Origin of the sequence: Aquisalinus luteolus (assembly GCF_009712425.2) — a bacterium.
GTDB classification, from domain to species: domain Bacteria; phylum Pseudomonadota; class Alphaproteobacteria; order Caulobacterales; family Parvularculaceae; genus Aquisalinus; species Aquisalinus luteolus.
In genome coordinates, this window is record NZ_VCJR02000001.1 from 810,001 (window position 1) to 835,174 (window position 25,174).

The 25,174-nt window shown below is 57.7% G+C and carries 27 protein-coding genes, 1 tRNA gene and 2 rRNA genes (1 of these 30 cut by a window edge); 20 read left to right on the top strand and 10 right to left on the bottom strand.

Annotated elements, in window-relative coordinates; all coding sequences use genetic code 11:
• From FF098_RS03660 to FF098_RS03685, 6 genes are all read left to right on the top strand, one after another.
• A 23S ribosomal RNA gene (locus FF098_RS03660) occupies positions 1-2,140 on the top strand (it extends 660 nt beyond the left edge of the window).
• A gap of 136 nt (positions 2,141-2,276) precedes the next feature.
• A 5S ribosomal RNA gene (rrf, locus tag FF098_RS03665) occupies positions 2,277-2,391 on the top strand.
• Between the two features lie 152 nt (positions 2,392-2,543).
• Positions 2,544-3,131 (top strand): hypothetical protein, encoded by a 588-nt coding sequence (locus FF098_RS03670; RefSeq protein ID WP_155137526.1) that lies wholly within the window; start codon positions 2,544-2,546, stop codon positions 3,129-3,131.
• 122 nt (positions 3,132-3,253) lie between these two features.
• Complete coding sequence (locus FF098_RS03675) at positions 3,254-3,451, top strand: hypothetical protein (RefSeq protein WP_155137529.1); 198 nt, start codon at positions 3,254-3,256, stop codon at positions 3,449-3,451.
• Between the two features lie 68 nt (positions 3,452-3,519).
• Positions 3,520-4,269, top strand: coding sequence for a class I SAM-dependent methyltransferase (locus FF098_RS03680; protein WP_166426302.1), 750 nt, complete (start codon positions 3,520-3,522; stop codon positions 4,267-4,269).
• A gap of 135 nt (positions 4,270-4,404) precedes the next feature.
• A complete protein-coding gene (locus FF098_RS03685) occupies positions 4,405-5,301 on the top strand; it encodes a DUF4349 domain-containing protein (RefSeq protein ID WP_155137535.1) in 897 nt (298 codons plus the stop codon).
• Between the two features lie 42 nt (positions 5,302-5,343).
• Here FF098_RS03685 and FF098_RS03690 read toward each other — a convergent pair whose 3' ends face one another.
• Together FF098_RS03690 and FF098_RS03695 are read right to left on the bottom strand one after the other, a co-directional pair.
• The gene (locus FF098_RS03690) at positions 5,344-6,141 is read right to left on the bottom strand and encodes an SDR family oxidoreductase (RefSeq protein WP_155137538.1); all 798 of its coding nucleotides are present in this window, start codon (positions 6,139-6,141) and stop codon (positions 5,344-5,346) included.
• Positions 6,142-6,143: 2 nt separating this feature from the next.
• Positions 6,144-6,470, bottom strand: a complete 327-nt coding sequence (locus FF098_RS03695) for a nuclear transport factor 2 family protein (protein ID WP_155137541.1) — start codon at positions 6,468-6,470, stop codon at positions 6,144-6,146.
• A gap of 61 nt (positions 6,471-6,531) precedes the next feature.
• Here FF098_RS03695 and FF098_RS03700 point away from each other — a divergent pair, with 61 nt between their 5' ends.
• Entirely contained in the window at positions 6,532-6,939 is a 408-nt protein-coding gene (locus FF098_RS03700) for a winged helix-turn-helix transcriptional regulator (protein WP_155137544.1), read from the top strand.
• Here the strand turns inward: FF098_RS03700 and FF098_RS03705 are convergent.
• Complete coding sequence (locus tag FF098_RS03705) at positions 6,916-8,079, bottom strand: PrnB family protein (RefSeq protein ID WP_155137547.1); 1,164 nt, start codon at positions 8,077-8,079, stop codon at positions 6,916-6,918. The genes FF098_RS03700 and FF098_RS03705 overlap by 24 nt on opposite strands.
• A 245-nt stretch (positions 8,080-8,324) precedes the next feature.
• Between FF098_RS03705 and FF098_RS03710 the strand changes: the two genes are divergently transcribed.
• The 5 genes from FF098_RS03710 to FF098_RS03730 all read left to right on the top strand — a co-directional run bounded on the left by FF098_RS03710 (position 8,325) and on the right by FF098_RS03730 (position 12,190).
• Positions 8,325-8,401 (top strand) — tRNA-Met (locus FF098_RS03710).
• Between the two features lie 117 nt (positions 8,402-8,518).
• The gene (locus tag FF098_RS03715; protein ID WP_155137550.1) at positions 8,519-9,070 is read left to right on the top strand and encodes a hypothetical protein; all 552 of its coding nucleotides are present in this window, start codon (positions 8,519-8,521) and stop codon (positions 9,068-9,070) included.
• Complete coding sequence (locus FF098_RS03720; protein WP_155137553.1) at positions 9,070-9,750, top strand: PspA/IM30 family protein; 681 nt, start codon at positions 9,070-9,072, stop codon at positions 9,748-9,750. The genes FF098_RS03715 and FF098_RS03720 overlap by 1 nt, the downstream gene beginning before the upstream one ends.
• The gene (locus FF098_RS03725) at positions 9,750-10,466 is read left to right on the top strand and encodes a YqiJ family protein (RefSeq protein ID WP_155137556.1); all 717 of its coding nucleotides are present in this window, start codon (positions 9,750-9,752) and stop codon (positions 10,464-10,466) included. Before FF098_RS03720 ends, FF098_RS03725 begins: the two co-directional genes overlap by 1 nt.
• An 11-nt stretch (positions 10,467-10,477) precedes the next feature.
• Positions 10,478-12,190, top strand: a complete 1,713-nt coding sequence (locus tag FF098_RS03730; protein ID WP_155137560.1) for a flotillin family protein — start codon at positions 10,478-10,480, stop codon at positions 12,188-12,190.
• Between the two features lie 77 nt (positions 12,191-12,267).
• Here the strand turns inward: FF098_RS03730 and FF098_RS03735 are convergent, their stop codons facing one another.
• From FF098_RS03735 to FF098_RS03745, 3 genes are all read right to left on the bottom strand, one after another.
• Positions 12,268-13,938, bottom strand: coding sequence for an FkbM family methyltransferase (locus FF098_RS03735; protein WP_166426303.1), 1,671 nt, complete (start codon positions 13,936-13,938; stop codon positions 12,268-12,270).
• 97 nt (positions 13,939-14,035) lie between these two features.
• Complete coding sequence (locus FF098_RS03740; protein ID WP_155137566.1) at positions 14,036-15,403, bottom strand: M28 family metallopeptidase; 1,368 nt, start codon at positions 15,401-15,403, stop codon at positions 14,036-14,038.
• A gap of 84 nt (positions 15,404-15,487) precedes the next feature.
• On the bottom strand, positions 15,488-16,717 hold the full coding sequence (locus FF098_RS03745) for a mechanosensitive ion channel family protein (protein WP_155137569.1): 1,230 nt from the start codon (positions 16,715-16,717) through the stop codon (positions 15,488-15,490).
• A gap of 146 nt (positions 16,718-16,863) precedes the next feature.
• Between FF098_RS03745 and FF098_RS03750 the strand changes: the two genes are divergently transcribed.
• From FF098_RS03750 to FF098_RS03760, 3 genes are all read left to right on the top strand, one after another.
• Positions 16,864-18,072, top strand: a complete 1,209-nt coding sequence (locus tag FF098_RS03750; protein ID WP_155137572.1) for a pyridoxal phosphate-dependent aminotransferase — start codon at positions 16,864-16,866, stop codon at positions 18,070-18,072.
• Positions 18,073-18,159: 87 nt separating this feature from the next.
• Positions 18,160-18,651, top strand: coding sequence for a Dps family protein (locus FF098_RS03755; protein WP_205967363.1), 492 nt, complete (start codon positions 18,160-18,162; stop codon positions 18,649-18,651).
• Between the two features lie 191 nt (positions 18,652-18,842).
• The gene (locus FF098_RS03760) at positions 18,843-19,232 is read left to right on the top strand and encodes a DUF302 domain-containing protein (RefSeq protein WP_155137578.1); all 390 of its coding nucleotides are present in this window, start codon (positions 18,843-18,845) and stop codon (positions 19,230-19,232) included.
• A 29-nt stretch (positions 19,233-19,261) separates the two neighbouring features.
• Here the strand turns inward: FF098_RS03760 and trxB are convergent, their stop codons facing one another.
• Both trxB and FF098_RS03770 read right to left on the bottom strand, forming a co-directional pair.
• Positions 19,262-20,221 (bottom strand): thioredoxin-disulfide reductase, encoded by a 960-nt coding sequence (gene trxB / locus FF098_RS03765; RefSeq protein ID WP_155137581.1) that lies wholly within the window; start codon positions 20,219-20,221, stop codon positions 19,262-19,264.
• A 75-nt stretch (positions 20,222-20,296) separates the two neighbouring features.
• A complete protein-coding gene (locus FF098_RS03770) occupies positions 20,297-21,322 on the bottom strand; it encodes a mitochondrial fission ELM1 family protein (RefSeq protein WP_155137584.1) in 1,026 nt (341 codons plus the stop codon).
• A gap of 105 nt (positions 21,323-21,427) precedes the next feature.
• Between FF098_RS03770 and FF098_RS03775 the strand changes: the two genes are divergently transcribed.
• Positions 21,428-21,898: a M23 family metallopeptidase gene (locus FF098_RS03775; RefSeq protein ID WP_155137587.1), complete on the top strand. Its 471-nt coding sequence runs from the start codon at positions 21,428-21,430 to the stop codon at positions 21,896-21,898.
• Between the two features lie 6 nt (positions 21,899-21,904).
• On the opposite strand, the gene FF098_RS03780 is transcribed toward FF098_RS03775, so the two are convergent.
• A complete protein-coding gene (locus FF098_RS03780) occupies positions 21,905-22,489 on the bottom strand; it encodes a hypothetical protein (RefSeq protein ID WP_155137590.1) in 585 nt (194 codons plus the stop codon).
• A 74-nt stretch (positions 22,490-22,563) separates the two neighbouring features.
• Between FF098_RS03780 and FF098_RS03785 the strand changes: the two genes are divergently transcribed.
• The 4 genes from FF098_RS03785 to FF098_RS03800 all read left to right on the top strand — a co-directional run bounded on the left by FF098_RS03785 (position 22,564) and on the right by FF098_RS03800 (position 24,583).
• Positions 22,564-23,097, top strand: coding sequence for a DUF2975 domain-containing protein (locus tag FF098_RS03785; RefSeq protein ID WP_166426304.1), 534 nt, complete (start codon positions 22,564-22,566; stop codon positions 23,095-23,097).
• On the top strand, positions 23,097-23,300 hold the full coding sequence (locus FF098_RS03790) for a helix-turn-helix domain-containing protein (protein WP_155137596.1): 204 nt from the start codon (positions 23,097-23,099) through the stop codon (positions 23,298-23,300). The genes FF098_RS03785 and FF098_RS03790 overlap by 1 nt, the downstream gene beginning before the upstream one ends.
• Position 23,301: 1 nt before the next feature.
• Positions 23,302-23,463: a hypothetical protein gene (locus FF098_RS03795; protein ID WP_155137601.1), complete on the top strand. Its 162-nt coding sequence runs from the start codon at positions 23,302-23,304 to the stop codon at positions 23,461-23,463.
• Positions 23,464-23,542: 79 nt separating this feature from the next.
• On the top strand, positions 23,543-24,583 hold the full coding sequence (locus FF098_RS03800) for a hypothetical protein (protein WP_155137604.1): 1,041 nt from the start codon (positions 23,543-23,545) through the stop codon (positions 24,581-24,583).
• Positions 24,584-24,635: 52 nt separating this feature from the next.
• Here the strand turns inward: FF098_RS03800 and greA are convergent, their stop codons facing one another.
• Positions 24,636-25,109, bottom strand: a complete 474-nt coding sequence (gene greA / locus FF098_RS03805) for a transcription elongation factor GreA (protein WP_155137607.1) — start codon at positions 25,107-25,109, stop codon at positions 24,636-24,638.
• Positions 25,110-25,174 lie beyond the last annotated feature (65 nt).

Below are 25,174 nucleotides of genomic sequence, written 5' to 3' on the forward strand. Positions count from 1 at the left end.
TAGGCACAGCGAAAGCGAGTCTTAATAGGGCGTTTGTTAGAGGGATTAGACCCGAAACCCGGTGATCTAGTTATGAGCAGGATGAAGGTGAGGTAACACTCACTGGAGGTCCGAACCCACTTCTGTTGAAAAAGAACGGGATGACTTGTGACTAGGGGTGAAAGGCCAATCAAACCGGGAGATAGCTGGTTCTCCGCGAAATCTATTTAGGTAGAGCGTCATTCGAATTCCTCTGGGGGTAGAGCACTGGATGGGCTATGGGGCCCCACCGGCTTACTGATCCTAACCAAACTCCGAATACCAGAGAGAACTGAATGGCAGACACACTGCGGGTGCTAAGGTCCGTAGTGGAAAGGGAAACAGCCCTGACCGACAGCTAAGGTCCCTAAGTTGTAGTTAAGTGGGAAAGGATGTAGGACTCCCAAAACAACCAGGAGGTTGGCTTAGAAGCAGCCATCCTTTAAAGAAAGCGTAACAGCTCACTGGTCTAATTAAGGGGTCCCGCGCCGAAAATGTAACGGGGCTTAAACTACACACCGAAGCTTCGGGTGTGCACTTTGTGCACGCGGTAGCGGAGCGTTCCGTAGGCGGATGAAGGGTAACTGCGAGGTTGCCTGGACGTATCGGAAGTGAGAATGCTGACACGAGTAGCGATAAAGAGTGTGAGAGACACTCTCGCCGAAAGTCCAAGGGTTCCTGCGTAAAGCTAATCTGCGCAGGGTTAGCCGGCCCCTAAGTCGAGGCAGAAATGCGTAGACGATGGGAACACTGTTAATATTCAGTGGCCAAGGGATGTGTGACGGATTGCGTAAGTTGTTCGACCTTATTGGATTGGTCGGGCCGCGAAGCAGTCCCTGGAAATAGCCTCCCTATTAGACCGTACCCTAAACCGACACAGGTGGACTGGTAGAGCATACCAAGGCGCTTGAGAGAACTGCGTTGAAGGAACTCGGCAAATTACTCCCGTAAGTTAGCGAGAAGGGAGCCCCGTTCGAAGGCAACTTTGGGCGGGGGGCACAGACCAGGGGGTGGCGACTGTTTACTAAAAACATAGGGCTCTGCGAAGTCGCAAGACGACGTATAGGGTCTGACGCCTGCCCGGTGCCGGAAGGTTAAAAGGCGGTGTGCAAGCACCAAATTGAAGCCCCGGTAAACGGCGGCCGTAACTATAACGGTCCTAAGGTAGCGAAATTCCTTGTCGGGTAAGTTCCGACCTGCACGAATGGCGTAACGACTTCCCCACTGTCTCCAACGCAGACTCAGCGAAACTGAATTCCCCGTGAAGATGCGGGGTACCCGCGGTCAGACGGAAAGACCCCGTGCACCTTTACTATAGCTTTGCAGTGGCATTAGTGACAATTTGTGTAGGATAGGTGGGAGACTTTGAAACCCTGGCGCCAGTTGGGGTGGAGTCGTTGGTGAAATACCACCCTGATTGTTATTGATGTCTAACCGCGGACCGTTATCCGGTTCCGGGACCCTGCATGGTGGGTAGTTTGACTGGGGCGGTCGCCTCCCAAAGAGTAACGGAGGCGCGCGAAGGTTGGCTCAGAGCGGTCGGAAATCGCTCGTTGAGTGCAATGGCATAAGCCAGCCTGACTGCGAGACTGACAAGTCGAGCAGAGTCGAAAGACGGCCATAGTGATCCGGTGGTCCCTCGTGGACGGGCCATCGCTCAACGGATAAAAGGTACGCCGGGGATAACAGGCTGATGATGCCCAAGAGTCCATATCGACGGCATTGTTTGGCACCTCGATGTCGGCTCATCGCATCCTGGGGCTGGAGCAGGTCCCAAGGGTTTGGCTGTTCGCCAATTAAAGCGGTACGTGAGCTGGGTTTAGAACGTCGTGAGACAGTTCGGTCCCTATCTGCCGTGGGTGTAGGAATATTGAGAGGATCTGCCCTTAGTACGAGAGGACCGGGGTGGACGTATCTCTGGTGGACCTGTTGTCGCGCCAGCGGCACAGCAGGGTAGCTATATACGGACGGGATAACCGCTGAAGGCATCTAAGCGGGAAACCCCCCTCAAAACTAGTATTCCCTTGAGAACCGTGGAAGACCACCACGTTGATAGGCCGGGTGTGGAAGTGCGGCAACGCATGGAGCTAACCGGTACTAATTGTTCGATAGGCTTGATCATTTCTCATGCCAGTTACTATGCCGTAACTGCGTATGAAGCATTATCTCATGCGTGGCGAACGGTCCGTTTCGACGGATCTGCCACGAGCGTCAAAGACATTATAAACTCTCGCAATTTCAAAAGCCGTTTTCGCCGGCCTGGTGATTATGGCGCAGGGCCCCCACCCGTTCCCATCTCGAACACGGCCGTTAAATCCTGCAGCGCCGATGGTACTACGTCTCAAGGCGTGGGAGAGTAGGTCGTCGCCAGGCCTGCAAAGACGGCTTTTGAAAACCCTGTATCACTTCTTAAAAACGCCGCCCTTCGGGGCGGCGTTTTTGTTTGCGCCACTTTTATTTCCCGCCGGTTGCGGTCACACTGCCCTGACCAAATCGGTGCGATAAGGGCCGCACGCCGAAGATCCATGCTCAAGATCATTGTCCATATCGGCTATTCCAAATGCGGCAGCTCCGCGATCCAGCATTATCTGTGCAGGAACCGCCGGCTTGTGTCCGGGCAAGATTCTCTTGGATATTTTGTGGTCACGAATGGCCGCCTGATACCTGACTGGCAGGTTGCGTTGAAGAACAGGGCCAGCCTGGCCGGGTACAGTGCCTCCACAGGTTCCCTTGCCGACGCCATCCTCTCGCTTGATCGTCACTATCGGGATAATCCGCAGGACCGGTCGGTACCGATCATCTCCAATGAAAACTGGGGAAATAACATCAATATTGCCGGGCTAAGGGATCTGCCAGAGGAACTGCGGGCGCGCCTCGATCTGCATGTTCTTGCCTGGGTGCGCCCGCAGATTTCCTGGCTCCAGTCGGCATGGTGGCAATGGTTCGCCTGGCGCGAGGATCGCGCATCGATCGAGACCATATGGAAAACCCAATGCAATACGGCAAAATGGACCACACGCCTTGAAAGGATCGCTGCGCTTGATTGCGTCAGGAGAGTGAGTGTGCGTCTGAACGATGGGCGGGACATCATCGAGGATCTTTTGACGCGCTAGATATCGACCCGTCCACATATCCGCCCGGTAGCAGGGTCAATAGCGCTCTATCCGCCAACCATGTCGCGCTCTATCGCCGCTTTCCCGGCCTGCGCCAGCCTAATGCCCCACGGATGGACCTCGTGCTGCGCCGTCTCATGCCGGGTGGCAAGGCGGCGCCCTGGGCAGTGCCGCGCCCCCTGGCTGAGAATATTGTTCGCGATATGCGCGCGGAGAATGAAGGCCTCTCACGCTGGCTCACGGAGTCGGATCGGGAGCGGATGAGGGCAGACACGCGATGGTGGGCGGCAGATGCCTATGCCCATCACTGGTCGCAATAGTTTTTTGCCTAGCTGGGGTATTGGCACGATCCGTGCACCAATAGCGGTAGTAAAGTCGGGAGATGGCCATGGATGATAGAGTGCTGCGCGAGCAGGAAGCTTGGGATGAGGGGTTCGACCGGACCGGGTTTGAAGCCGTCTGGTCCCATGCCGGCGCCTATTGGGATGATGAGGTCGATGCGCTGTTGAAGGCGGCCTTTGCTCCGCATGCAAATGGTCGTTTCCTGGAAGTCGGATCCGCAACCTGGCAGAGCTGGGTCCATCGCCTCGGCACGCCGGTCGATGAACTGGTCTGTATCAACATTTCCCAGACCGAGATCGACAATGGCCGGGCCGCGCTGAACCAGACGTCGATCCAGCCAGACTTCCAGCTGATGGATGCTCATGAACTGGCGTTCGAGGATGAAAGTTTCGACGTCGTGTTTGGAAAGGCGATCCTTCACCATCTCGACTATGCCGTCGCTCTCGACGAGATCGCACGGGTGCTGAAGCCCGGTGGCACCATGGTTTTCATGGAACCGCTCGACTTCAACCCGGTGATGAAACTCGTCCGGCACCTGACGCCGGCACTGCGTACGCCGGATGAAAAGCCGATCGATCATCCACAGTGGAAACTGTTCGAAGAGCGATTCGACGTCACACTGCATCCGATCCAGCTCGCTTCTGCGGCCGCGAGCCCAGTCTCGCAAAAGCTGTTCAAAAACCCGCAGAACCCGTTGACACGCACAGCGTGGGAAATGGACCGTCATTTGCGGTCCGTACCCGGCCTGCGGCTGTGGTTCCGGTCTGGCCTCATCGTCGGGAGAAAGCGCCCTTAGTATCTGGGCGCTGCTAAAAAGCAGACACTCACGACCGACTCACTCCCTGACAAATACGAGCCCTTTTTTAAGTCGTTGCATTGCCGCGGCTTTGCCGCAATCGTGCAAGACAAAAGGGAAAAGGGAGAGAGTTTCATGAAAAGATTTCTGTGTCTGGCCATGCTGGCAATTGTTGCCGGCTGCGGTGATGTCGAAATGGCCTATGAAGAGGCCGCGTCGATGGATTCCGCTCCTGCCTTCGCGCCTGAAGCTGATTACGAGGCCGAGTATGCTGCTGGCAAGATGGCTGAGCCTGCGCCGACCGAGGGCGAATCGGAGCCGGTTGGTGGTCGCATGCTGGCCTATGAATACAGCGCCGAGTTACAGGTGCCGGCTGTCCGTGTCGGCCCGGTCATGAAGGCCCATATGGCCGAATGCGAATCGGCCGGCCCCGCAATCTGCCAGGTCATTTCCAGCAATCAGGGCGGGTCAGGTGAGGACTGGTCCTGGGCATCGCTGGAAATCCGCGCCGCGCGCGACTGGATGGGGGACTTCCGCACCGGTCTTGAAAGCGACGCGAAGGACGCCAACGGCAAGCTTTCCTCCTCGTCCATGCGGGCTGAGGACCTGACCCGCACGATCACCGATACGACAGCGCGACTCGATGCCCAGATAACCTTGCGCGACCGGCTGCTCGTGCTGCTGGAAAAGGATACCGACCAGGTCGGTGACCTATTGCAGATCGAGCGGGAACTTGCCCGCGTTCAAGGCGAGATCGAAAGTGCGCAAAGCTATCTGCGTGTGCTGCAGGCGCGGGTGTCGATGGACAAGATGAGCCTGTCCTACCAGACCCTGCCGCAGGCGGTGTCCTCCAGCACGTTCGAGTCGCTGGGCAATGCGTTCAAGCAATTCTTTGGTGTCCTCGCCGACAGCCTCGCCACCATGGTGTTGTTCTTCGCCGCGATCCTGCCATGGCTGATTATCGGCGTGCCGGTACTGTGGCTGCTGCTGCGGATCATGCGCGGGCGACTCAATCTGCGCAAGAAAGCCTGATCGACAAAAGCCGCCCCTCGGGGCGGCTTTTTTATGCGGGGGTCAGGTGGTCGGGATGGTGCCGCCGTCGATGACCATATCCGCGCCGTGAATCGCGCCTGCGCGTTCAGATGCAAGGAAAGCGCAAAGCTCGGCAATTTCTTCCGGCATGGCTGGCCTGCCGATGGGGATGCCGCCCAGCGCATCCATGATACTCTCACGGGCTGTCGTTTCGTCAGTACCGCCGCTTTGTGCGATGCGTTTGACCAGCTCTTCGGATGCCCCCGTCATGATCCAGCCGGGGGAGACAGTGTTCACACGGAGACCTTTCGGGCCAAGCTCCTTTGACAGGGATTTGCTGTAGCTGGTCAGCGCGGCTTTGGCGGCGGCGTAGGCCATAGTCGACTCATGCAGCGGCAGATGCGCCTGTATGGATGAGACGTGGACGATCGATCCGGTACCCCGTGCCACCATATCCGGCAGGAGGGCCCGATCGAGCCGTACTGCGCAAAGCAGGTTCAGGTTCAATTCCTTCTGCCAGAACTCTTCTGTCGCGGCGCTGAAGCCGCCCCCGGGTGTGGACGAGCCGCCGAGGCAGTGGATGATGATATCGGGCACGCCGAAGTCGGCCTTTATGGCGCTTGCCAGTGTCTCAATGCCTTCCGGGGACGAAAGGTCCGCCTCCACGAAAAGATCGGCTTCGAGCTTTTCATCCGGATGACTTCGCGCGCTTGTGGCGGTCATAGCGCCAGCCTCGGCGAAACGTCTCAGGATGGCCTGGCCGGCACCCTTGGTGCCCCCGGTGACGAGAACCTTGCGGTCCTTGAATTCTTCGTGGTCGAGAGAAAATTTCCGGGTCATGATCACACCTTGATTTCCAAGGTATTGATTTTCTCATCGCTCAGGACAAAGAAGAAGCTGAGCGTGATTGGGCTACCCGGAAAGGTCCCGGTTACACGCGCCTTCACGGTCGGTCTGTCACTGATCTCAGAAGATGAAAGCACTTCGGCGGTCGTTGAATATTGCTTGGCAGCGCCCTCCATCCATGCCCTTATTTCCGGAAGGCCGTTGTAGGTATTGCCTTCATCCCTGACGATGGCGTCGGGCGTGAAAGCGGTTATGGCTGCATTGAAATCCCGTTTGTTGGTTGCCTCGAAATACTGGCGGATACTGTCATGGAGGTCAGTCATGGTTTGCTCCTCTTTGGCTGTTGATCTTGTGGTGACCTCCACATGGCGCTAGGCTGAATTAATGACAAGTACGGACAAAAAAGTAGGGAACTTACCTGAAGGTAAGCATGAGCCGCTGACCCGCGAAACGGCAGCAGCAGGCGTTGAATCTGTACTGAAGATGCTGGAAGGACGGTGGAAACTGGTCATCCTGTTTCATCTTTTTGGCGGGCAGGTGATGCGGTTTTCCGAACTGGAACGGGCCATACCCGGTATATCCCAGAAAATGCTGATTCAGCAGCTGCGCCAGATGGAGGACGACGGCATCGTCCGCCGCATCGTCTATCCGCAGGTGCCGCCCAAGGTGGAATACCTCCTGACGGAGTGGGGACAGTCCCTTTGTCCCGTGCTCGATGCGTTGCTGAACTGGGCAGCGGCACGGCCTGAACAAGAACAGGGGGAAACGTCAGGCGATCAGCTGGGCGCGTGATTCGTCGCGGTGCTTTTTCAGATAGCGCATGAAGGGCGTGCCGCCGGTGCCGACCTCGGTGTCGTTGCCGGCGCCGCCCTTCGACTGCTTGTTGATATAGCTGGCAGCATATTCGAGGTGCCGTGTACGGAAGGCCGCAATCTGTTCGACGATATGGTTATAGGCGTCGCGCATCTCGCCGGGGCCGGATGCCTGTACGGTGGCGCGCACGGCTGAACGCTCGCGCACCGCATCGATGAAGCGGCGATGGGCGGGCGGGCGATAGATGTGCAACTCATCGAGATAGCGCCGCAGCGGGTCCTGTTCATGGGTCAGGCCCAGCAGCGCATCCATCAACGGCACGATGGAAGACTGCGAGCCGGTCTGCCCACGAAAAGCCACCGGCTTTCCTTCGGTATCACCCACGCCATCATAGATCAGGCCGCCGGGCAGGGCGGGGTTGTCCTGCCAGCCATGGATATAGGGGCGTACACGGTTGAAATAGATATAGGGGTCGCATTTCTCCGGCATGCGGTCGAACAGGGAGTTGACCTCCTGCCACACCATGCCGATCCGGCCGAGGGATGCGGTCAGCGCCGTTCCGTCTTCTTGCATTGTCTCGTCCAGCATCGCCGGGACCTCGGCGAGCGCCTTTCCGGCTGCCGCCTCGATCGCGACATGGACGAGCACGAACCAGGCCTCGTCCTGACCGGCGAGGAAATTCTGTATCATGAACAAATTGTCGAGGGTGATCCCGGCATCCGGCTCGATCATTCCCCAATTGTCGAGGACATAGGACGAATATGGCAGTAGCGGTTGCTGGCCCAGTGCCCTGGCGAGGTCCCAGATCGGCCGGGCGAGGCAGCGCGGCAGGGCGGCAGGCACCTCTGTCTCGCCCCAGACATAAGCCTGCACGAGGAAGGAATACCGCACCATCGCCATGCGCTTTTCGGCATCGCTCATCGTTGCCAGTGCTGCGGCCACCGGCACTTCCGGCAATCGGTCGAGAAAAAAGCGGACCTTGTCTGTCATCAGGTAGTCGGGCAGGCAGATACCGGCATCGACGATCTCGTCAAAAGCTTCCGGCAGCACCACGTCCGGCGCATCGAAGCTGCAAAGGAAGCCTCGGTCAGGGGTAATGTCGAAATCGCTGAGCTGCATCGGCCTACCTCACCGGCAAGGGAATTGTTCCGTATAAGTGTTCCGCCAGATGGAACACCCGATCGTCGCGGCTGGCAAGAGGGGATCGGGACATGCTTTTTCCCCAAATCGGCATCTCCACGTCTAAACACTTGTAAAGGTGGAGGAATTTTCGGCAAAAAAACCTCAAAAAGCCCTTGAATTCCTGATCCGGGAAGCGCATAAGGCGTGTTCCGAAGCGCCTGAACCGGCAGGCGCACTGTTGATGCGGGATGGAGCAGCCCGGTAGCTCGTCAGGCTCATAACCTGAAGGTCATAGGTTCAAATCCTATTCCCGCACCCAATTAAACGCCCCGTGCGAGAAATCGCCGGGGCGTTTTTCGTTTCGGATTTCCTATTCGACCTCTTGAAATGACGGTCTGGAAAGATTATGTATGCATATGTAAACGGATGCATACATATGAAAACAACGCCGCTCTCTGTCCGCGTCAACGATGATGACGCCGCGTTCCTTGCCAGGCTGGAAATTGGCAATGCGAGGACCCCATCTGAAAAACTGCGGGCGCTGCTCGAGGCCGAGCGCCAGCGGCAGGAAGGGCTGGGCGACAGGATACAGGCTGCAGAGGCCTTTCATGACCTTCTGCGCCAGTCGCGGCGGCAGGTTCGTCAGCTCGAGGGGGAGGCGGACCTGCGCTCCGATTTCATGCTCAAGGTGACCGAGCGTCTGCCAGAGCTTGCCGGAACCGTCTTCGCGGGTCCCTCCGGGGCTGAAAAGGGCGGCGCAGGAAAGGGAACTGGCAAGGCTTCAGCTGATCCTGAAACGGTTTTGAAAGCTTTTGAGGCACAACTTCTGGATGAAGTATTCGCGCTGATCAGGGAAACGCTCGAGGCAGGACTGACCCGGGAAAATCGATGCTACGACCCGCAAGGGGTCAGCAAAAGGCTGGGGCCGGTTCTTGAACTTGTAGAACTCGTGAACATGTCTTTGGAAAAGAGGAAGGGAGACAAGTAATGGCTGAAGGATTGGTGAACCGCGTCAAGCGGTTGGTGTCGGGCAGTGTCAACTCGATTGTTGATGCCGTGGAGAATACCGCGCCGGAAACGGTCATGAAGGAAGCGATCCGCGAGATCGACCGGGCGATCGACGATGTGCGCGATGAGCTGGGTGTCGTCATCGCCAACAAGCATCACGCCAACAAGCGGCTGATGGAATCGACCGCCAAGCATGAAGAGCTGGGCGAAAAGATCCGGATGGCCGTCGATGAGGGCCGGGACGACCTGGCAGAGGCAGCCATCTCCCGCCAGATCGACCTGGAGGCGCAGATGCCGGTGCTGGAAGAGGCGTTGAAGGATGCCGCCGAACAGCAGGCAGAGCTTGAAAGCTATATCGCAGCCCTGAGCGGCCGCCGCGGCGAGATGGAAGAGGATCTGGAAACTTTCATCGCGTCCCGACCGAAGGATGGCGCCACGGCCACCGGCGGCGCAACGCCCTCGAAGGACGGGCCTGACCGGCGCGCAGAGAATGCCGAAACGGCTTTCAACCGGGCGCTGAAAGGGGCGACAGGCATTGGCGGCACCAAGGGTGCCGATGCGCAGACGGCAGCCAAGCTCGCCGAGCTTGAAAAGATCGCCCGTTCGAACCGGGTGCAGGAACGCCTTGCCGCAGTCAAGGCAGTCAAATCGGCTGACTGATGGCAGAGATCTTCTTCTCTCCGGCGACGACACCATTCGCGGTGGCCATCGTCCTGATGCTGATCATCGCCATGGTGGAGATTGTCGGCGCGCTCATGGGCACGTCGGCCTCCGCCGCCCTCGACAGCATGCTGCCGGATATCGATGTCGACATGGACGTCGACTTCGATGGCGATGTGGGCGGGCCTCTGGATGCCGATGCCCCGGCCGTGCCGGATGCGCCGGGCGCAGGACCGCTCAGCCAGCTGCTTGGCTGGCTGTGTGTCGGCAAGGTGCCGGTGCTGGTCCTGCTGATCATTTTCCTGACGGCGTTCGGGCTGGCCGGCTTTGTCATCCAGGGCCTGCAGATGGCGCTTCTGGGCATGGCAATTCCGTCCTTCCTTGCTGCCATACCGGCATTCTTCGCGGCAATGCCTGTCACGCGTTATGCAGGGCTTGGCTTTGCCATGATGATCCCGAAGGAGCAGACAGAGGCAGTCAGCCAGAAACTCTTTATCGGGAAGGTAGCGACCATCGTACGCGGCATCGCCGCAAAGGGCTCGCCCGCAGAGGCCAAGCTGAAGGACAGTTTCGGCCAGTCCCATTACATCCTTGTCGAGCCTGATCTCGACGGGGAAACATTCAGCCAGGCAGATGAAATTGTCATCGTCAGACAATCCGGCAGCATCTACCAGGCCATACGCAATACCAGTGCCGCCATGTCTGACAGGGAGTAGGAGAGGGAATCATGTTGAACAGCTTTACCGATGTGGGAATTATCGCAGGCATTGTCTTTATCGCCCTGATGGCGATCGGATTGATCTTTGCACGGCTTTACCGCCGATCGTCCAAAGAAGTTTCCTTCGTGCGGACCGGTTTCGGCGGGCAGAAAGTGATCATGAATGGCGGCGCACTGGTCTTCCCGGTGCTGCACGAGATCATCCCCGTCAACATGAACACACTGCGGCTGGAAGTGCGCCGCGCCAATGAACAGGCGCTGATCACCAAGGACCGCATGCGCGTCGATGTTCAGGCGGAGTTCTATGTCCGTGTACAGCCGACCGTCGAATCCATCGCCAATGCCGCCCAGACGCTGGGCAAGCGCACCATGGCGCCGATGGACTTGAAGGAGCTGGTCGAGGGCAAGTTCGTCGATGCCCTGCGCGCCGTTGCCGCAGAGATGGCGATGGAAGAGTTGCATGAACAGCGCGTCAGCTTCGTGCAAAAGGTGCAGGCGGCCGTTTCCGAGGACATCCTGAAAAACGGCCTTGAACTGGAATCGGTCTCGCTGACCGGCCTTGACCAGACCAACAAGGAATATTTCAACCCCAACAACGCGTTCGACGCCGAGGGCCTGACCAAGCTGACGCAGGAGATCGAGGAGCGCCGCAAGAAGCGCAATGATATCGAGCAGGAAACCGAAGTCCTGATCCAGCGTAAAAATCTCGATGCGGAGCAACAGAAACTGGCGATTCGCCGGGATAATGAATATGCCCGTCTCGATCAGGAACGCGAAGTCGCGATCAGGGCTGCCGAGCAGGCCTCCCAGATCGAGCGGGAAAAAGCCGAGCGCGAGCGGGAAGCCCGCCAGGCACGCATCGCGGCGGAGCAACAGGTCCGCGAGTCGGACATTCAGTCTGCCCGTGTCGTCGCCGAGCGCGAGATCGAGAAGGAACAGGCAGTTGAGGCGGCTTCGGTCGAGAAGTCGAAGCAGATCGAGCTGGCAGAACAATCCCGCGATATTGCCATCGCGCAGAAGTCGCGCGAGAAGTCTGAAGCCGATGCCGAGGCCGATCACGCCCGGGCCATCGCGGCCAAGGCGGCTGAGGAAGTCGTCACCGCCCGCGAAACGGAAGTCGCCGAGCGTGAGAAGCAGATCGAGCTGATCGAGGCGCGCAAGATCGCCGAGCAGGCAGCCCTTGCCGTCACCATCGCGGCCGATGCCGAGAAAACAGCCGCAACCGACAAGGCCGAGGCCGTGCGTATTGCCGCTGACGGTGAAGCCCAGAAGGAGCGTATCGCCGCACAGGCCCATGCCGAGGCAGAGAAGCTGCGCGCAGAGGCCCAGGAAGCGGTCTATCGCGTCGAGGCTGCCGGCAAGAAGGCGATCAACGAGGCGATGAACATTCTGTCTGCGGACCAGATCGCGATGCAGATCAAGGTGGAGCTACTCAAGTCCCTGCCGGAGATCATCGCCGAATCCGTCAAGCCGATGCAGAATATCGATGGCATCAAGATCCTGCATGTGGATGGGCTCAACGGCTCCTCCCATGGCGGCGGCGCTGTCAGCGGCGGCGAGGGGAGCAGTGTCGGGATCGCCGACCAGGCCGTCAACGCGGCGCTGCGCTATCGCACCCAGGCCCCGCTGATCGACAGCCTGATGCAGGAACTGGGCATAAACGGTATCGACCTGTCAGGCCTCGCCGAAGGCACGATCAAGCCAAAGCCTGATACCCAGTAGAAGGCACATCATGTAAAACAGAAAACGCCCCGCGCGAGAAATCGCCGGGGCGTTTGCGATGTCGGGGTAATGGCCAGTTACTCAAAGCTCTCAAGTGATGGAATGTTTGAGTAAAATCGGTCGGGCCCGATTTCGCCCAGTTTGCGATAACCGATCCCTTTCAGGAAGGAATGGACATCGTCGGCAAGTTCGTAGCTCTCAATCTGCAGCACAGCCTCATTTGCTCTCAATAAGGTCCTTGCGCCAGCCAGAACTTGGATCTCGTGCTTTTCGACATCGAACTTCATGACCAACAGGCAGTTCTCATAGTCTAGAACTGAGTCGAGCGACACCCCCTGAAGTTCGATCGGCGGGACGGGATGTCCCTCCGGCATGATGCCGGCAGCTCCACGGTTACCGTCACGGCGCAGCTCGCTACGCATCATATTAACGGGACCAGGCTTGTCAGTTACCGGAGCAAAAATGGTACGAATTTCATCTGGTACGATGACATGATTAAGAAAAAGCTGTGCTTGTAGCTGGCTGAAGTTTCGATGGTCTGCCTCGAAAAGGACGATCTCATCGAACAGGCCGGATTGACGCGCCTTTAATGAGTATAAGGCCCAAAATGAGCCGACGTCCAGGAAGACCCTTTTTGCTCCGGGCTTGAGTTCGGCAGCTTCAGCGAAACCTAGCAGTCGCTCGATCTGGCGGTTTTCCCAATAACCACGCTCTATCATGTACTGATCAACGAGACAGTTCTTGTCTAACAGCAGGGTCAAGCCTTGGCGATAATACAGACGGAATTGTTCATCTGGAATGTCAGGAAATGGGTTGTGCACTTCACCGGACGACTCGACGGGGACCAACCAGTCTGTGTTTTCATTATCTGCAATCAGTCCGCAATTACGCCAGAGAAGGAGAAGCTTGTCGGTGTGCTCGCGAGCCAGCTTGCCAAGGCGAGCCGCATGGATTGAGAAATATCTGCAATCGTTTTTCCGTGTGCGATCCAGTATCTCGTCGATATCCTGCCAGTTATTGGGCCAGTCGCTGGTCAGCTTCAGCCTGTTCTGCTGCACTGACACATAGAGCGACGTAGGTTGGTTTTCCCTTGAAAAAAGGTATGCCTGATACAGCGCCAGAAATGTCAGGCTATCGGCATTTGACGCCATGAAATCTCTCGGCGAAGACTTTGCCCTGAGCTCGATGCTTTTTTTCAGGGCGTCGACCTCTGCACGAATAATCATCATTGGTGTGGTGGATGGCGGCGTGGATTTTGGAATGCGTAAAGTAGAAACATTGTAGAAGTTATAGGCACCGCGCAACATGTCGTTGACCGGTCGCTCAGCCTCTGAAGCTAATGAAAAGAACGGTCGTCCGTCTTCGGAAAAAAGGTCTTCAACACGGGTAGGGCGAAGGATATGATCCTTCGCCTGCATCAGCAGGCAGTATGGTGTCCTGGCAAGATCTGCAGCAAAAAACAGGGTCAATTGACGATAGGCCTTGTCGTGCAGGCCTGAAGCGAGGTCCAAACTTACACGCGCATCCACAACCTGCACTTTGCTCCAAAAGTCCCCATATTCCCCGGCAAGCTGATGGTGGATATCCGTAATTGCCGGCTCGGCGTCATCTGCATCGACGCAAATCAAGATGTTGCCGATAAGATCCGCTTGTAGATGACGGCTTATTGAGCGTGCTTGCAATCGCAGTAGGGGCAGATCATCTCGGCCTGCGATAATGACGATGTCGATGCTGGAAGGTATGGTCATAGACGTCCTGTATAGCTCCATATGTTTTCTTGGAGCTTCAGCCGACCGTTTCTACGCGGCAGACAAGACTAAATAACGACGCGGTCACCCTAAAAAATTAGAACCGCCCCGCCGGCCCAGGGAATACGACCGGTGTCTCGCTGCCATCTGTCGCAACTGCAGAGACACCAAAGAAGTAGTTGTCGATGACGATATCCTCGATCGTGTATTTATCGACTTGACCAACATAACGCGAATGGGTCCATTGCGGTTCCGTCGTCAGGCGCCACCAGACGCGATAACCGGCGAGATTGCCGGAATTTTCCGGCCTTTCCCAGGTCAGGGTCGTGTCCGGCGAAACGGCGCCTTCAACCTCGACATTGGCGGGGAAGGGCGGTGCGCCTGCGATTCCGGCGAGGGTGATGGCGTTCAGCGCGGTCAGTTTCGCCGCGTAGTTCTCATCGACGCCTTCCATCGTGTCACCATATTCGCGGCCATCCTCGACCCGCAGGTCCTGGTGCTGGCGGTCATAATGTTCGTGTACCTCCATGATGCGCACACCGGGAATACCGACCTCGTTGAACGGGCGGTGGTGGCCGCCGCGGCGAAAACGGTCGAGGCGATAGACCATCATCACGTCGAGATTGGTCATGTAGTCATCGGACAGCCTGTCGATATAGCGGGCAAGGTTGCGCGATGGTGAGTCTACCTCGCCACCGGTGAAGCGGCGCAGATAGGCCTCGCGCTCTGTTTCGACGGCGCGGGTGCCTTCGGAAAAGACGCGTACGGTTGAATTGTCGATCACGCCATCGATGCCGGAAATGTTGGAGATCATGTCGTTGTTGAGCACGGCCTTGATCTGCCAGCCTTCCTCAAGCGCATGGGCGGCGACGATCTCCCCGCCGAACAGGCCCTGTTCCTCGCCGGACAGGCCGGCATAGATGATGGAGCCGGCAAATTGGTATTTCGTCAGCACACGGGCGGCTTCGATGGCGCCGGCCATGCCGGAGGCATTGTCATTCGCGCCGGGGGAATCATCCGTGCCGTTCAGCGGGTCCGTCACCCGGCTGTCGATGTCGCCAGACATCATCACGAAACGGTTCGGGTCCAGCGTGCCGCGCTGGATAGCGATGACGCTGACAACTTCCGTTGGTTCGGGGATGCGATCGGTGCCCTCGATCGTGTCGGAGATGTACATGACCTCGAGGCAGCCGCCGCACTCGGCGGAGATCTTCTCGAACTCGTCGAAGATCCACCGGCGGGCAGCGCCGATGCCGCGTGTATCGCTCTGCGTTTCCGAGAGCGTGTGGCGGGTGCCGAAATCGACCAGCGTCTGGATATCGGCGCGAATCCGTTCGGGCGAGGGGGCGTTGGCGATATCGTAGAGCTTCATCACCTCGCCGGGAGGGGCGGTATCCTGCGCATACGCTACACCGGAAATTGCAGGCAGTACGGCGGCGACAGCCGCGCAGGCGATGTTTTTCATCTCGGATAACCCTCTGTTGTCTTTCACAGAGAGTAGCGAGCGTGGGGCAAAAGGCAAAGGTACCGAGCGAGGCAGCGGTAAACGTTATTTGCGCTTCATCAGGCCGGTACTGCGATCGGAGAGGGCGGATGTCGGCGCTTCGCTTTCCATCGCGGTCGGCTTGTCGCCGCCACCCTCGATCCACAGTGTCCGGGTCGGATAGGCGAAATCGATGCCTTCCTCCTCGAATTTCCGGTGGATGGCCAGAAGGATCCTCTGATTGACGTTCATGTAGTCGATCATTTCCCGCGTGAGCACGAAATAGACGATCTCGAAGGAAATGGCGCTGTCGGCGAAGCTGAGCAGATGAGCCCGGTCGAAACGCACATTGTCGGCATTCTCGATTATCCCCTTCAGGTAGCCGGGGATTTTCTCCAGCTGGTCATGGGGGGTCTGATAGGTGACGCCGACCTGGAAGACGATGCGCCGCTCGGTCATGCGGCGGTAATTGCGCACTTCTGCCGCCAGCAGCTGGCTATTGCCGATGACCAGTTGCTCACCCGATAGCGACTTTATCCGCGTGGTCTTCAGGCCGATCTTTTCCACCGTGCCCATGCGTGTGCCGTCGGAGCCATACTGTATGAAATCGCCCTTGGCGAAAGGCTTGTCGAAGATGATCGACAGCGAGGCAAACAGGTCCTGAAAAATATTCTGGGCGGCAAGGGCGATTGCGATACCGCCAACGCCGAGGCCGGCGACAAGCGCCGTCACATCGACATTCATGTTCTGCAGGATCGTCATGCCCGCGATCAGGAAGATCACGACATTGACCAGGATGGTCAGCACCGACATGGCGTTCTTGATGGTGCTGTCGTCTGACGTGCTGCGCTCTGCCGCCCTTGTCAGGAAAGCTTTTGCCAGCACGCGTGCCCACAGGGCGAGCTGGATGATGACCAGCACGGTGAAGCAGGTGCGCAGGAAGGCGAGGTTGTCGTCGGAGAGGTTGAACACGAACGGCGCGACGAGCACCGCTGCACCGACGATGATGACGAGGCTGCTGGTGCCGGAGACGAGGCTCGCCAGTACATTGCGCAGGCTGTTCGCCGGATGCTTCTTCGTCTTAAGCATTCCGGCGATCACGGCGCGCACGAGGCGGAAAAACAGATAGAGCAGGGCGACAACCCCGACGCCGATCGCCCATTCCGGGCCATTGGCCTCGATCGTCTGCCAGGCAGACTGGAGCTTTTCCTGAATTTCCCCGAAGAAACCGCTGGTCTGCTCGGCGATCTCGTCAAGCGGGATAAGTTCGTCGTCTGCCGATGTCTGGAAAATCATATGTGCCCCTGCGCCCAATTTACCTTACACCCCTAACGCCTACAGGGGGTTTTGGTTCATGTTAACCCTCATGGCGTCGTGACAAAGAGAAAAGTTGCATCCTGCACCGAGAGGCTTATTAGTTCCTGCGAATAAGGGAGTATTGAATGGCCGATCTTGTCCTTTCCGAAACGCTGAAGCGCGTAAAACCCTCGCCAACTCTGGCCGTGACGCAGAAGGCGCGCGACCTGAAGGCAAAGGGCGTCAATGTGATCGGTCTTGGTGCCGGCGAGCCCGACTTCGATACACCGGAACACGTCAAGAAGGCCGCCATCGAGGCGATCGAGCGCGGCGAGACGAAATATACCGCCGTTGACGGTATACCCGAGCTGAAAAAGGCAGTGGTCGAGAAGTTCAAGCGCGATAACGACCTTGCCTACACGACCGACCAGATCATCGTTACGCCCGGTGGCAAGTTCATGATCTTCGCCGCGATGATGGCGACGCTGAACCCCGGCGACGAGGTCATTATCCCGGCACCCTACTGGGTGTCCTATCCGGACATGGTTCTGCTTGCCGGCGGCAAGCCGGTGATCGTCGAGACCAAGGCCGAGGACGGATTCCGCCTGCGCCCAGAAGCGCTGAAAAAAGCCATCACCAAGAAGACGCGGTGGTTCATTTTCAACTCGCCTTCCAACCCGACCGGCTGCGCCTATTCTGCGCAGGAGCTTCAGGGCATCACCGATGTACTGAAAGACAATGACAAGATCTGGGTGCTGAGCGACGATATGTATGAGCATATCGTCTATGACGGCTTTGAATTCGTCACGCCAGCACAGGTCGAGCCGGCGCTGTATGATCGCACGCTGACGATGAACGGTGCCTCCAAGGCCTATGCCATGACCGGCTGGCGCATCGGCTATGCCGGCGGCCCGACCCAGCTGATCGGCGCGATGCGCAAGGTGATGAGCCAGTCGACGTCGAACCCGTGCTCGGTCTCGCAATGGGCAAGTGTTGCCGCGCTGAACGGCGACCATGAGTTCCTGAAGGAGCGCAATGCCGCGTTCCGCGACCGCCGCGATCTCGTTGTCTCCATGCTGAACGATGCCAAGGGTATCGAATGCATGTCGCCGGAGGGGGCTTTCTATGTCTATCCGTCCTGCGCCGGGTGCATCGGCAAGACATCGCGCTCCGGCATCAAGATCGAGGATGATGAAAGCTTCGCCGCGGCCCTGCTGGAAGAAGAGGCGGTGGCTGTCGTGCCGGGCGTTGCGTTCGGCTTGTCGCCATTCTTCCGGATTTCCTATGCGACGGACAAGTCCTCCCTGGAAGATGCCTGCTTCCGCATCCAGAAATTCTGTGACGGGCTGGAATAAGAGCCCTTCACGCTGTATCGATAGAATCTATTCAAAATAGCTGTATTATCGTCTTGATTAATGTGGCTCATGTCCTATGTCTCTAACATGAACAAGGGAGATACAATCATGTCTGTTGATATTGGTATTGAGAAAGACGATCGCGAAAAAGTTGCCGAGGCCTTGTCGAAGGCTCTGGCTGAGACCTACGCGATTTACATGAAGACCCATGGCTATCACTGGAACGTCACCGGTCCGCAATTCCGCACGCTGCACCTGATGTTCGAGGAACAGTATCGCGACATGTGGGCCGCGCTCGACGAACTGGCCGAACGCATCCGCGCCTTGGGCGTGTTCGCACCGGGCTCGGGCCGTCGCATGGCGGAGCTGAGCAAGATCGAAGAGGGTGATAATGACGTGCCGAGTGCCGAGGTCATGATCGCCAACCTGACCAAGGATCACGAAGCGATAGCGTCGCATCTGCGCGACTTCATTGAAGTTGCTGATGAAGCCGATGATGATGGCACGGAAGACCTGCTCATCGCGCGCCTGCAGTTCCACGAGAAGACGGCGTGGATGCTGCGCTCTATGCAGGGCTGATCATATTATATTGAAAATCCGGTTCGGTGCACTGTGTGAAGAGCGCCGGAAACAGGGCAGGGAGGCTTCGGCCTCCCTTTTTATTTCTTCAATAGATCATTGTTGAGGAGATATGTCACAGTCTAGCGAGATGCTTTTCTCTGTACTCCTCTTACATGATGACCACCGGAAATTCGGATCAGGAGGATCGCATGAGCTATTATTTCGCAAAAACCATATCTGCATCGTTTGAAGACGCCATCGAGCAGGTCACCGCTGCACTCAGGCAGGAAGGTTTTGGTGTGCTGACTGAAATCGATGTGTCGGCGACAATGAAGAAGAAACTCGACAAGGATTTCCGCCCCTATCGCATTCTTGGTGCCTGCAACCCGCAAATGGCCTGGCAAGCCTTGCAGGCAGAGGACAAGATTGGTGTCATGCTGCCGTGTAACGTCATTGTGCAGAAAATCGCGAATGACGAAATCGAAATTGCTGCCGTCGATCCCGTGGCGTCAATGTCTTCAGTAGAGAACGAAAATCTCGGCAGCATTGCTGCTGATGTGCGCAGCAGGCTGCAAAAGGTCATCGAAAGCCTGAAATAGAAAAGGCTGCCCCTTGGACAGCCTTTGTTTTATTCCGCCGCTTCGGCAAGGTGATGCTCGGCAAGATATCGCTCCGCTTCCAGCGCGGCCATGCAGCCCATGCCGGCGGCGGTGACCGCCTGGCGATAGGTCTCGTCGGTGACATCGCCCGCGGCGAAGACGCCGGGAATGCTGGTGGCGGTGGAATCCGGCGCTGTGATGATGTAGCCGCTGTCTTTCATGTCGACCTGACCCTTGAATAGTTCCGTTGCCGGGGCGTGGCCGATGGCGACGAAGAAGCCGTCGACCTCGATCTCTGAATTCTCGCCGGTCTTGCGGTTATGCAGTTTCAGGCCGGTGACGCCGAGTGGCTGTTCCGTGCCCAGAACTTCAGACACTTCCGTGTCCCAGATAACTTCCACCTTGGGGTTCTTGAACAGGCGATCCTGCAGGATGCGTTCCGAGCGCAGCTCGTCCCGGCGGTGGATGAGGGTTACTTTTGAGGCGAAGTTGGTCAGGAACAGGGCTTCCTCGACGGCCGTGTTGCCGCCGCCGACGACGGCGACATGTTTGTTGCGATAGAAGAACCCGTCGCAGGTGGCGCAGGCCGAGACGCCGAAGCCCTGGAATTTCTGCTCGCTCGGCAGGCCCAGCCATTTGGCCTGGGCGCCGGTGGCGATGACGACGGCATCGGCGGTATAGATCGTGCCGCTGTCGCCCTTAAACGTGTAGGGCCGCGTCTTCAGGTCTGCCTCGATGATGATGTCGGAGATCATTTCCGTGCCGACATGCTCTGCCTGTTTCTGCATCTGCTCCATCAACCAAGGGCCCTGAATGACATCCGCAAAACCCGGATAGTTCTCGACATCGGTGGTGATGGTCAGCTGGCCGCCCGGTTGCAGGCCGTGGACGATGACGGGCTCCAGCATGGCGCGGGCAGCATAGATCGCCGCAGTATAGCCGGCCGGACCGGACCCGATAATGAGAAGCTTGGCGTGTTTCTGTGACATGTCTTTTTCCGCCTTCTAAGAACCTTGATCAGCGGTGTTTATGTACTGGTCTTGGGGCGCGGTTCAAGGGCGGATTTATTTTACCGACAGCCGCCCGAGCCAGCGTTTGACCAGTTCTTTCGCTGCCCGGTCCGTCTCGCGAAGGGGCGAATAGCTCCAGTCGGCGAGCGGCAGGGATACGGGCCGCGTAATCCCTTGTTTTTTCAGGCTGTCATGGAAACTGGCGAATTTCGTATTGCCCTTTTCCATGGGCAGGATGTGCACCGGCTTGCCGGTCGTGGCTGCCTCGGTGATCATGTTGGTTGATTCCTGCGTCACCAGGATGTGATCGGCAAGGCCCAGCATGCCGGCATAGGGATTGGCCAGCTCACCGATCTTGTCGCCCTGCCAGAAGAAGACATTGTCGAAACCGCCGAGTGCGTCGTGGATCAGCGTCTCGTTGACCTTTCCTGTGCGCCGCGAGGTGGTGATCATCACGCCCGCGCCATCCTCGGCAAGGGTTTTCAGGGTGTCGATGATGTTTTCGATCACAGCCGGTGTCATCCGAAAGGCCCGGCTGTTGCCGCCGATGAGCGCAGCGATGCGTGGCCGAGGCAGGTTAGGCAGGGCCTCTTCCAGCAATTTGGCATCTTCTGCCATGAGATTTGCGGTCAGGCGCGTCGGTGCGCCATGGATGGAAATGACATTAGTGCCGGACACGCCGTCATGAAAGGGCGGTATGACGAGATCGAAGCCCTGAAGCGGCACACGCGGATCCTGCGTCTGGACGACATAGCTGCGGCGAGTCTGGTGAACGGCGACGGAATAGGGGACTGACAGGCGCCCGCAGCCGATCCACAGGTCAGGCCAGGGTTCTTCAAGGCCTTGGCCGTCAGGATTGTTATCTTCGTCGAGCACCTTATCGAGCTTGCCGAAAGGGCGGCTGGCCCAGAGCCGTTCCGGCATGGACCGCCAGGGCCACTTCACCGAGAGGCGCTTGATGGAGATATCGAGCGGCACCAGTCGGCTCACGGCGTTCGCGAGGCCGAGGGCCTGGTTCTCGATGCCTGCCCGGCCGTCGGTGACGACCCAGCAGGTGCGCTTATTTTCGGTGTCGCTCAAATCTGGTAGCGCTCCGCTTTGTTTTATCGGCGTAATATCAATTCATTAAGCATATGGGCGGTAGATCGCAATCTCTCGATAAATGCTCTAAACAGGTAATCGGCCATGATGTTCCGAACCCTTGCCATGTTAGTGATCCTCACCACGCTTGCCGCCTGCGCCAGCGGGCCGGGCAAGCGCGCCGCATCATCATTTACAAAACCGGTTGAAGGCCTGCAGACATCGGGCTTTTCAGGCGGTGGCATGGGCCGGCGCAAGCATGACGGGATCGACGTATCGGCCCCCTATGGTGCGCCGGTCGTCGCGGTGACGGATGGCCGGGTGATTGCTGCCGAAACATACGGTGCCTACGGCCTTATCGTCCGGCTCGACCATGGCGGTGGGTTGCGCAGCATGTATGCGCATCTGTCGGTCATCGATGTGCGCGTCGGCCATGAGGTGAAGGCGGGCCAGAAAATCGGCGAGATCGGAACGAGCGGCAACGCGACAGGCCCTCATCTGCATCTGGAGATGAGCCGGGATGGGGAGCTGCTCGATCCCGGCAAGTATTTCATCTATCAGGAATATCGCCGCTAGGCTTGTTCAGCTTGCATCCGGGCAGGTCTTGACCTCACGCGTCAGTCCGTCAACGTCATATTGCCGGGTGAGATCGAGATCTTTCGTCAGCACCATGAAGTCGGCGTCCGATTGCATCTGGATATAGCTGGAAACCCTGACCTGACCGAGCGGCTTGCCTTCCTCCAGGCAAGGCTGGACGGTCAGGCTCATTTCTCCCCGTACTTCGCCCGGTGTTTCTGTCTTCCAGCGCTTTGCGGTGTTCTGAAACTGGCGGACCCGGCCGCGGTCCTTCTCGGCTATCCAGAAGGTCAGGATGCGGTGGCCGTCTTTTTGCTCTTTCTCCAGGCGCGGGCTGTCGATGATGTCGGTCTGGGCGAGGGTGAACTCCTCCGCGACGCGTTCCTTAGTCCTGTCCCGTTCAACCGACAGGGACATGGTCGCCTGTCCCGGGGCGATATTGTAATGCTCCGGCACACGTGCGGCGACACGAATCTCCGCCGGGTCCATGGACAATGGATCTGCATTGCGCATCTGCCACATGGTCGACAGCGGCATTGAGGTGCAGGCGGAGAGGGCGAAAAGCGACAGGGCAATAGCTAGAAATCTCATGGCAACATCCGTAATTGACGATGAAAAATTATCGTAATACATTAAGTTATGATTGCAACACAAATGAGTCTTTCATGTTGAAAAAACGCACCATCTTTCTCAGTGCCGTGATGAAATGGGTTATCGTCGGGTTGATCGGATCCATTGTCGCCGCGACAATCTGGGTCGCTTTCAATCCGGAAATCGTCATCGCCGAGCTGGCGCGCGAGATGGCCAGTCTCGATGTGCCTGCCAATATCGGTATGACCAAGCGTGCAATGATTGGCCTGCTGACGGTCCCCGCCATGGCGGTATGGCTGATGATCCTGCTCAACCTTCACCGGTTGTTTGCAAATTTTGCCCGCGAGAGGGTCTTCCATCAACAGACGGTCGCGGCGGTCCGGCGGGCCGGGTTCTGGCTGATGGTGCTTGTCGTCGTCCAGTTCTTCGCGTCGATAGCGTCCAGCCTGGCGCTGACCTATGATTTCGGTCCGGGCGAGCGGACACTGGCCATCACTTTCACCTCGCAGCATTTCATCCTGCTCTCGATCGGTTTCGTTCTCCTGCTGATGGGCGTTGCCATGGACGAAGGGTTGAAGCTCGATGATGAAAACAGGCAGATCGTGTAATGGCGATTGTTGTCAGGCTCGACGTCATGCTGGCGCTCAGGAAGATGAAGGCCAGGGACCTGGCCGAGCAGATCGGCATTACCGAACAGAATGTGTCGCTGCTCAGGCAGGGCAAGGTGAAAGGCGTGCGATTCGAAACGCTCGACCGCATATGCGAGGTGCTGGAGTGCAAGCCCGGCGATATTCTGGACAGGGAGGAATGAGATGAAACTGGTATTTGCAAGCGTGATCTTGGCTATGGGGCTATCTGCCTGCGAGAGCTTCACGCCGTATGATTATGATGATCCCAGCAACAAGCGCGAGCAGGAAAGAAAGGACTGCGACCGCGATCCCTATCAGGATCAGTGCCAGCCGGGTTCTTTCTAGCCCCATTGGCTCTCCCCTGAACGGGTGGTTGAGAATGATCACCATGGGTTCTAGTCTTTTTTGAAAGGGGAGAATGAGCATGATCCGATTAGCATTGAGCTGCCTTGCCGCCACTATTTTTCTTGGCGCGACAGCGAGGGCTGAAATACCGCAAACACACTGGCCTTTTCCATGGCCCGATATCGCCTTGCCCATGGAAAACGGTGCAAAGCTGTTTCATCAGTCCGGTATTGTAGGGCCTGAATCCGAAGATGGCTGGTACCTGACTGTCTCCGAGGAAAAAATGAAAGGGACCCTGGAAGAGGAAAAAGAGCTTCTGATCGCCTCAGGTGACGAGTTTCCCGATTACAGGCTGGGTGAGGTCAGGGACATGGAGATCGGCGGTGTCATGGGGATCACGGCAGAGTATTTCGACCCGCAGCACAATGCCAGTGCAATTGGCTACTGGGTGCCAAACCGCCTCAACTATCTTGTGCGGATCGATTTTTTCTTTCCGAACGACACGCCCGTCGCCCGCGCAGCGGCAAAGCGGGTGATCGATGGATTATACCATCTTGAAAAAGGAGAGAGCGGCTTTGAGAAAAACCCGTTCCGCTTCGAGTCCGAGTTTCGTATCGGCGATCCGGCGGAATTCTTCGGCAATGGCTGGGAAGTCCACATGTATCAGTATGATCACGACGGGTCCAAGGGCGTCAATTACCTGATCCAGCGTAAGCTGGAGGTTGAGGGCGCCCGGAAAATCGTCTCCCAGGGGAAAGTCCGTATGCTTCCGGTTACGGATGAGAATAGAGAGGAGCTGACAGGTGAGGCTGACTGCATGACAGACACGCAATATCGTACTGCCGATTATGGCTGGTATCGCATCACCTGCAAGGAACACAATATCACGACCGAAGGACGCGATTGGCGCGGCATCATGTATGCGTCAATGAAGAATAACGAGGAGGTCTTTAAGGACCATTATCGTATGCGCCAGGTCATCGGCGACAGGGTGCTGGAAGTCTATGTCGAGTGCTACGACACAGACGAGGACTCTGATTGCTTCGATCAGGCTGCTGTCATGGCCTACAAGGGCATCAGGCTTAATCCGACCCCGACACTGGGGAATGCCGCGCAATAAAAAACCCGGCCGATAGGGCCGGGCTTTTGACTAACTTAATTCTTGCGGCGGTCTATTTGTATTCCACCTTGAGGATCTCATAGGCGCGGGCACCGCCGGGTGCTGCGACCTCGATCGAATCGCCTTCTTCCTTGCCGATCAGGGCGCGGGAGATGGGCGAGGAGAGGGAGATCTTGCCGGCGGCAAGGTCGGCCTCGATGTCGCCGACGATCTGGTAGACCTTCTCTTCATCCGTATCCTCGTCGACCACGGTCACCGTGGCGCCGAACTTCACGGTCGTGCCGTTCAGCTTGGACACATCGATCACCTGGGCGCGGGTATACTTGTCCTCCAGGTCGAGGATCTGGCCCTCGATCAGGCTCTGGCGCTCCTTGGCGGCGTGATATTCGGCGTTCTCCGACAGGTCGCCATGGGCGCGCGCTTCGGAAATCGCCTGAATGACGGCCGGTCGCTCCTGGGACTTCAGCCGCTTGATCTCGGCTTCCAGTTTCGAATACCCCTCGGCGGTCATGGGGATCTTTTCCATGTCGGCTCCGTCTCCTTCGGAAAATAATAAAGGCCCGCACCGTTCATGGTGCGGGCGTCATGTAA

Bases quoted from the DNA above. Each gene is read 5' to 3' on its own strand.
- FF098_RS03705 (WP_155137547.1), bottom strand. From the start codon at position 8,079: ATGCAGCTCAGCGATTTCGACATTACCCCTGACCGAGGCTTCCTTTGC.
- FF098_RS03700 (WP_155137544.1), top strand. From the start codon at position 6,532: ATGACAAGTACGGACAAAAAAGTAGGGAACTTACCTGAAGGTAAGCAT.
- FF098_RS03725 (WP_155137556.1), top strand. From the start codon at position 9,750: ATGGCAGAGATCTTCTTCTCTCCGGCGACGACACCATTCGCGGTGGCC.
- FF098_RS03795 (WP_155137601.1), top strand. From the start codon at position 23,302: ATGAAACTGGTATTTGCAAGCGTGATCTTGGCTATGGGGCTATCTGCC.
- FF098_RS03775 (WP_155137587.1), top strand. From the start codon at position 21,428: ATGATGTTCCGAACCCTTGCCATGTTAGTGATCCTCACCACGCTTGCC.
- FF098_RS03785 (WP_166426304.1), top strand. From the start codon at position 22,564: ATGTTGAAAAAACGCACCATCTTTCTCAGTGCCGTGATGAAATGGGTT.
- FF098_RS03750 (WP_155137572.1), top strand. From the start codon at position 16,864: ATGGCCGATCTTGTCCTTTCCGAAACGCTGAAGCGCGTAAAACCCTCG.
- FF098_RS03800 (WP_155137604.1), top strand. From the start codon at position 23,543: ATGATCCGATTAGCATTGAGCTGCCTTGCCGCCACTATTTTTCTTGGC.
- FF098_RS03760 (WP_155137578.1), top strand. From the start codon at position 18,843: ATGAGCTATTATTTCGCAAAAACCATATCTGCATCGTTTGAAGACGCC.
- FF098_RS03670 (WP_155137526.1), top strand. From the start codon at position 2,544: ATGCTCAAGATCATTGTCCATATCGGCTATTCCAAATGCGGCAGCTCC.
- FF098_RS03790 (WP_155137596.1), top strand. From the start codon at position 23,097: ATGGCGATTGTTGTCAGGCTCGACGTCATGCTGGCGCTCAGGAAGATG.
- FF098_RS03720 (WP_155137553.1), top strand. From the start codon at position 9,070: ATGGCTGAAGGATTGGTGAACCGCGTCAAGCGGTTGGTGTCGGGCAGT.
- FF098_RS03690 (WP_155137538.1), bottom strand. From the start codon at position 6,141: ATGACCCGGAAATTTTCTCTCGACCACGAAGAATTCAAGGACCGCAAG.
- FF098_RS03715 (WP_155137550.1), top strand. From the start codon at position 8,519: ATGAAAACAACGCCGCTCTCTGTCCGCGTCAACGATGATGACGCCGCG.
- FF098_RS03695 (WP_155137541.1), bottom strand. From the start codon at position 6,470: ATGACTGACCTCCATGACAGTATCCGCCAGTATTTCGAGGCAACCAAC.
- FF098_RS03730 (WP_155137560.1), top strand. From the start codon at position 10,478: ATGTTGAACAGCTTTACCGATGTGGGAATTATCGCAGGCATTGTCTTT.
- greA (WP_155137607.1), bottom strand. From the start codon at position 25,109: ATGGAAAAGATCCCCATGACCGCCGAGGGGTATTCGAAACTGGAAGCC.
- FF098_RS03680 (WP_166426302.1), top strand. From the start codon at position 3,520: ATGGATGATAGAGTGCTGCGCGAGCAGGAAGCTTGGGATGAGGGGTTC.
- FF098_RS03740 (WP_155137566.1), bottom strand. From the start codon at position 15,403: ATGAAAAACATCGCCTGCGCGGCTGTCGCCGCCGTACTGCCTGCAATT.
- FF098_RS03685 (WP_155137535.1), top strand. From the start codon at position 4,405: ATGAAAAGATTTCTGTGTCTGGCCATGCTGGCAATTGTTGCCGGCTGC.
- FF098_RS03755 (WP_205967363.1), top strand. From the start codon at position 18,160: ATGAACAAGGGAGATACAATCATGTCTGTTGATATTGGTATTGAGAAA.
- FF098_RS03735 (WP_166426303.1), bottom strand. From the start codon at position 13,938: ATGACCATACCTTCCAGCATCGACATCGTCATTATCGCAGGCCGAGAT.
- FF098_RS03780 (WP_155137590.1), bottom strand. From the start codon at position 22,489: ATGAGATTTCTAGCTATTGCCCTGTCGCTTTTCGCCCTCTCCGCCTGC.
- FF098_RS03745 (WP_155137569.1), bottom strand. From the start codon at position 16,717: ATGATTTTCCAGACATCGGCAGACGACGAACTTATCCCGCTTGACGAG.
- trxB (WP_155137581.1), bottom strand. From the start codon at position 20,221: ATGTCACAGAAACACGCCAAGCTTCTCATTATCGGGTCCGGTCCGGCC.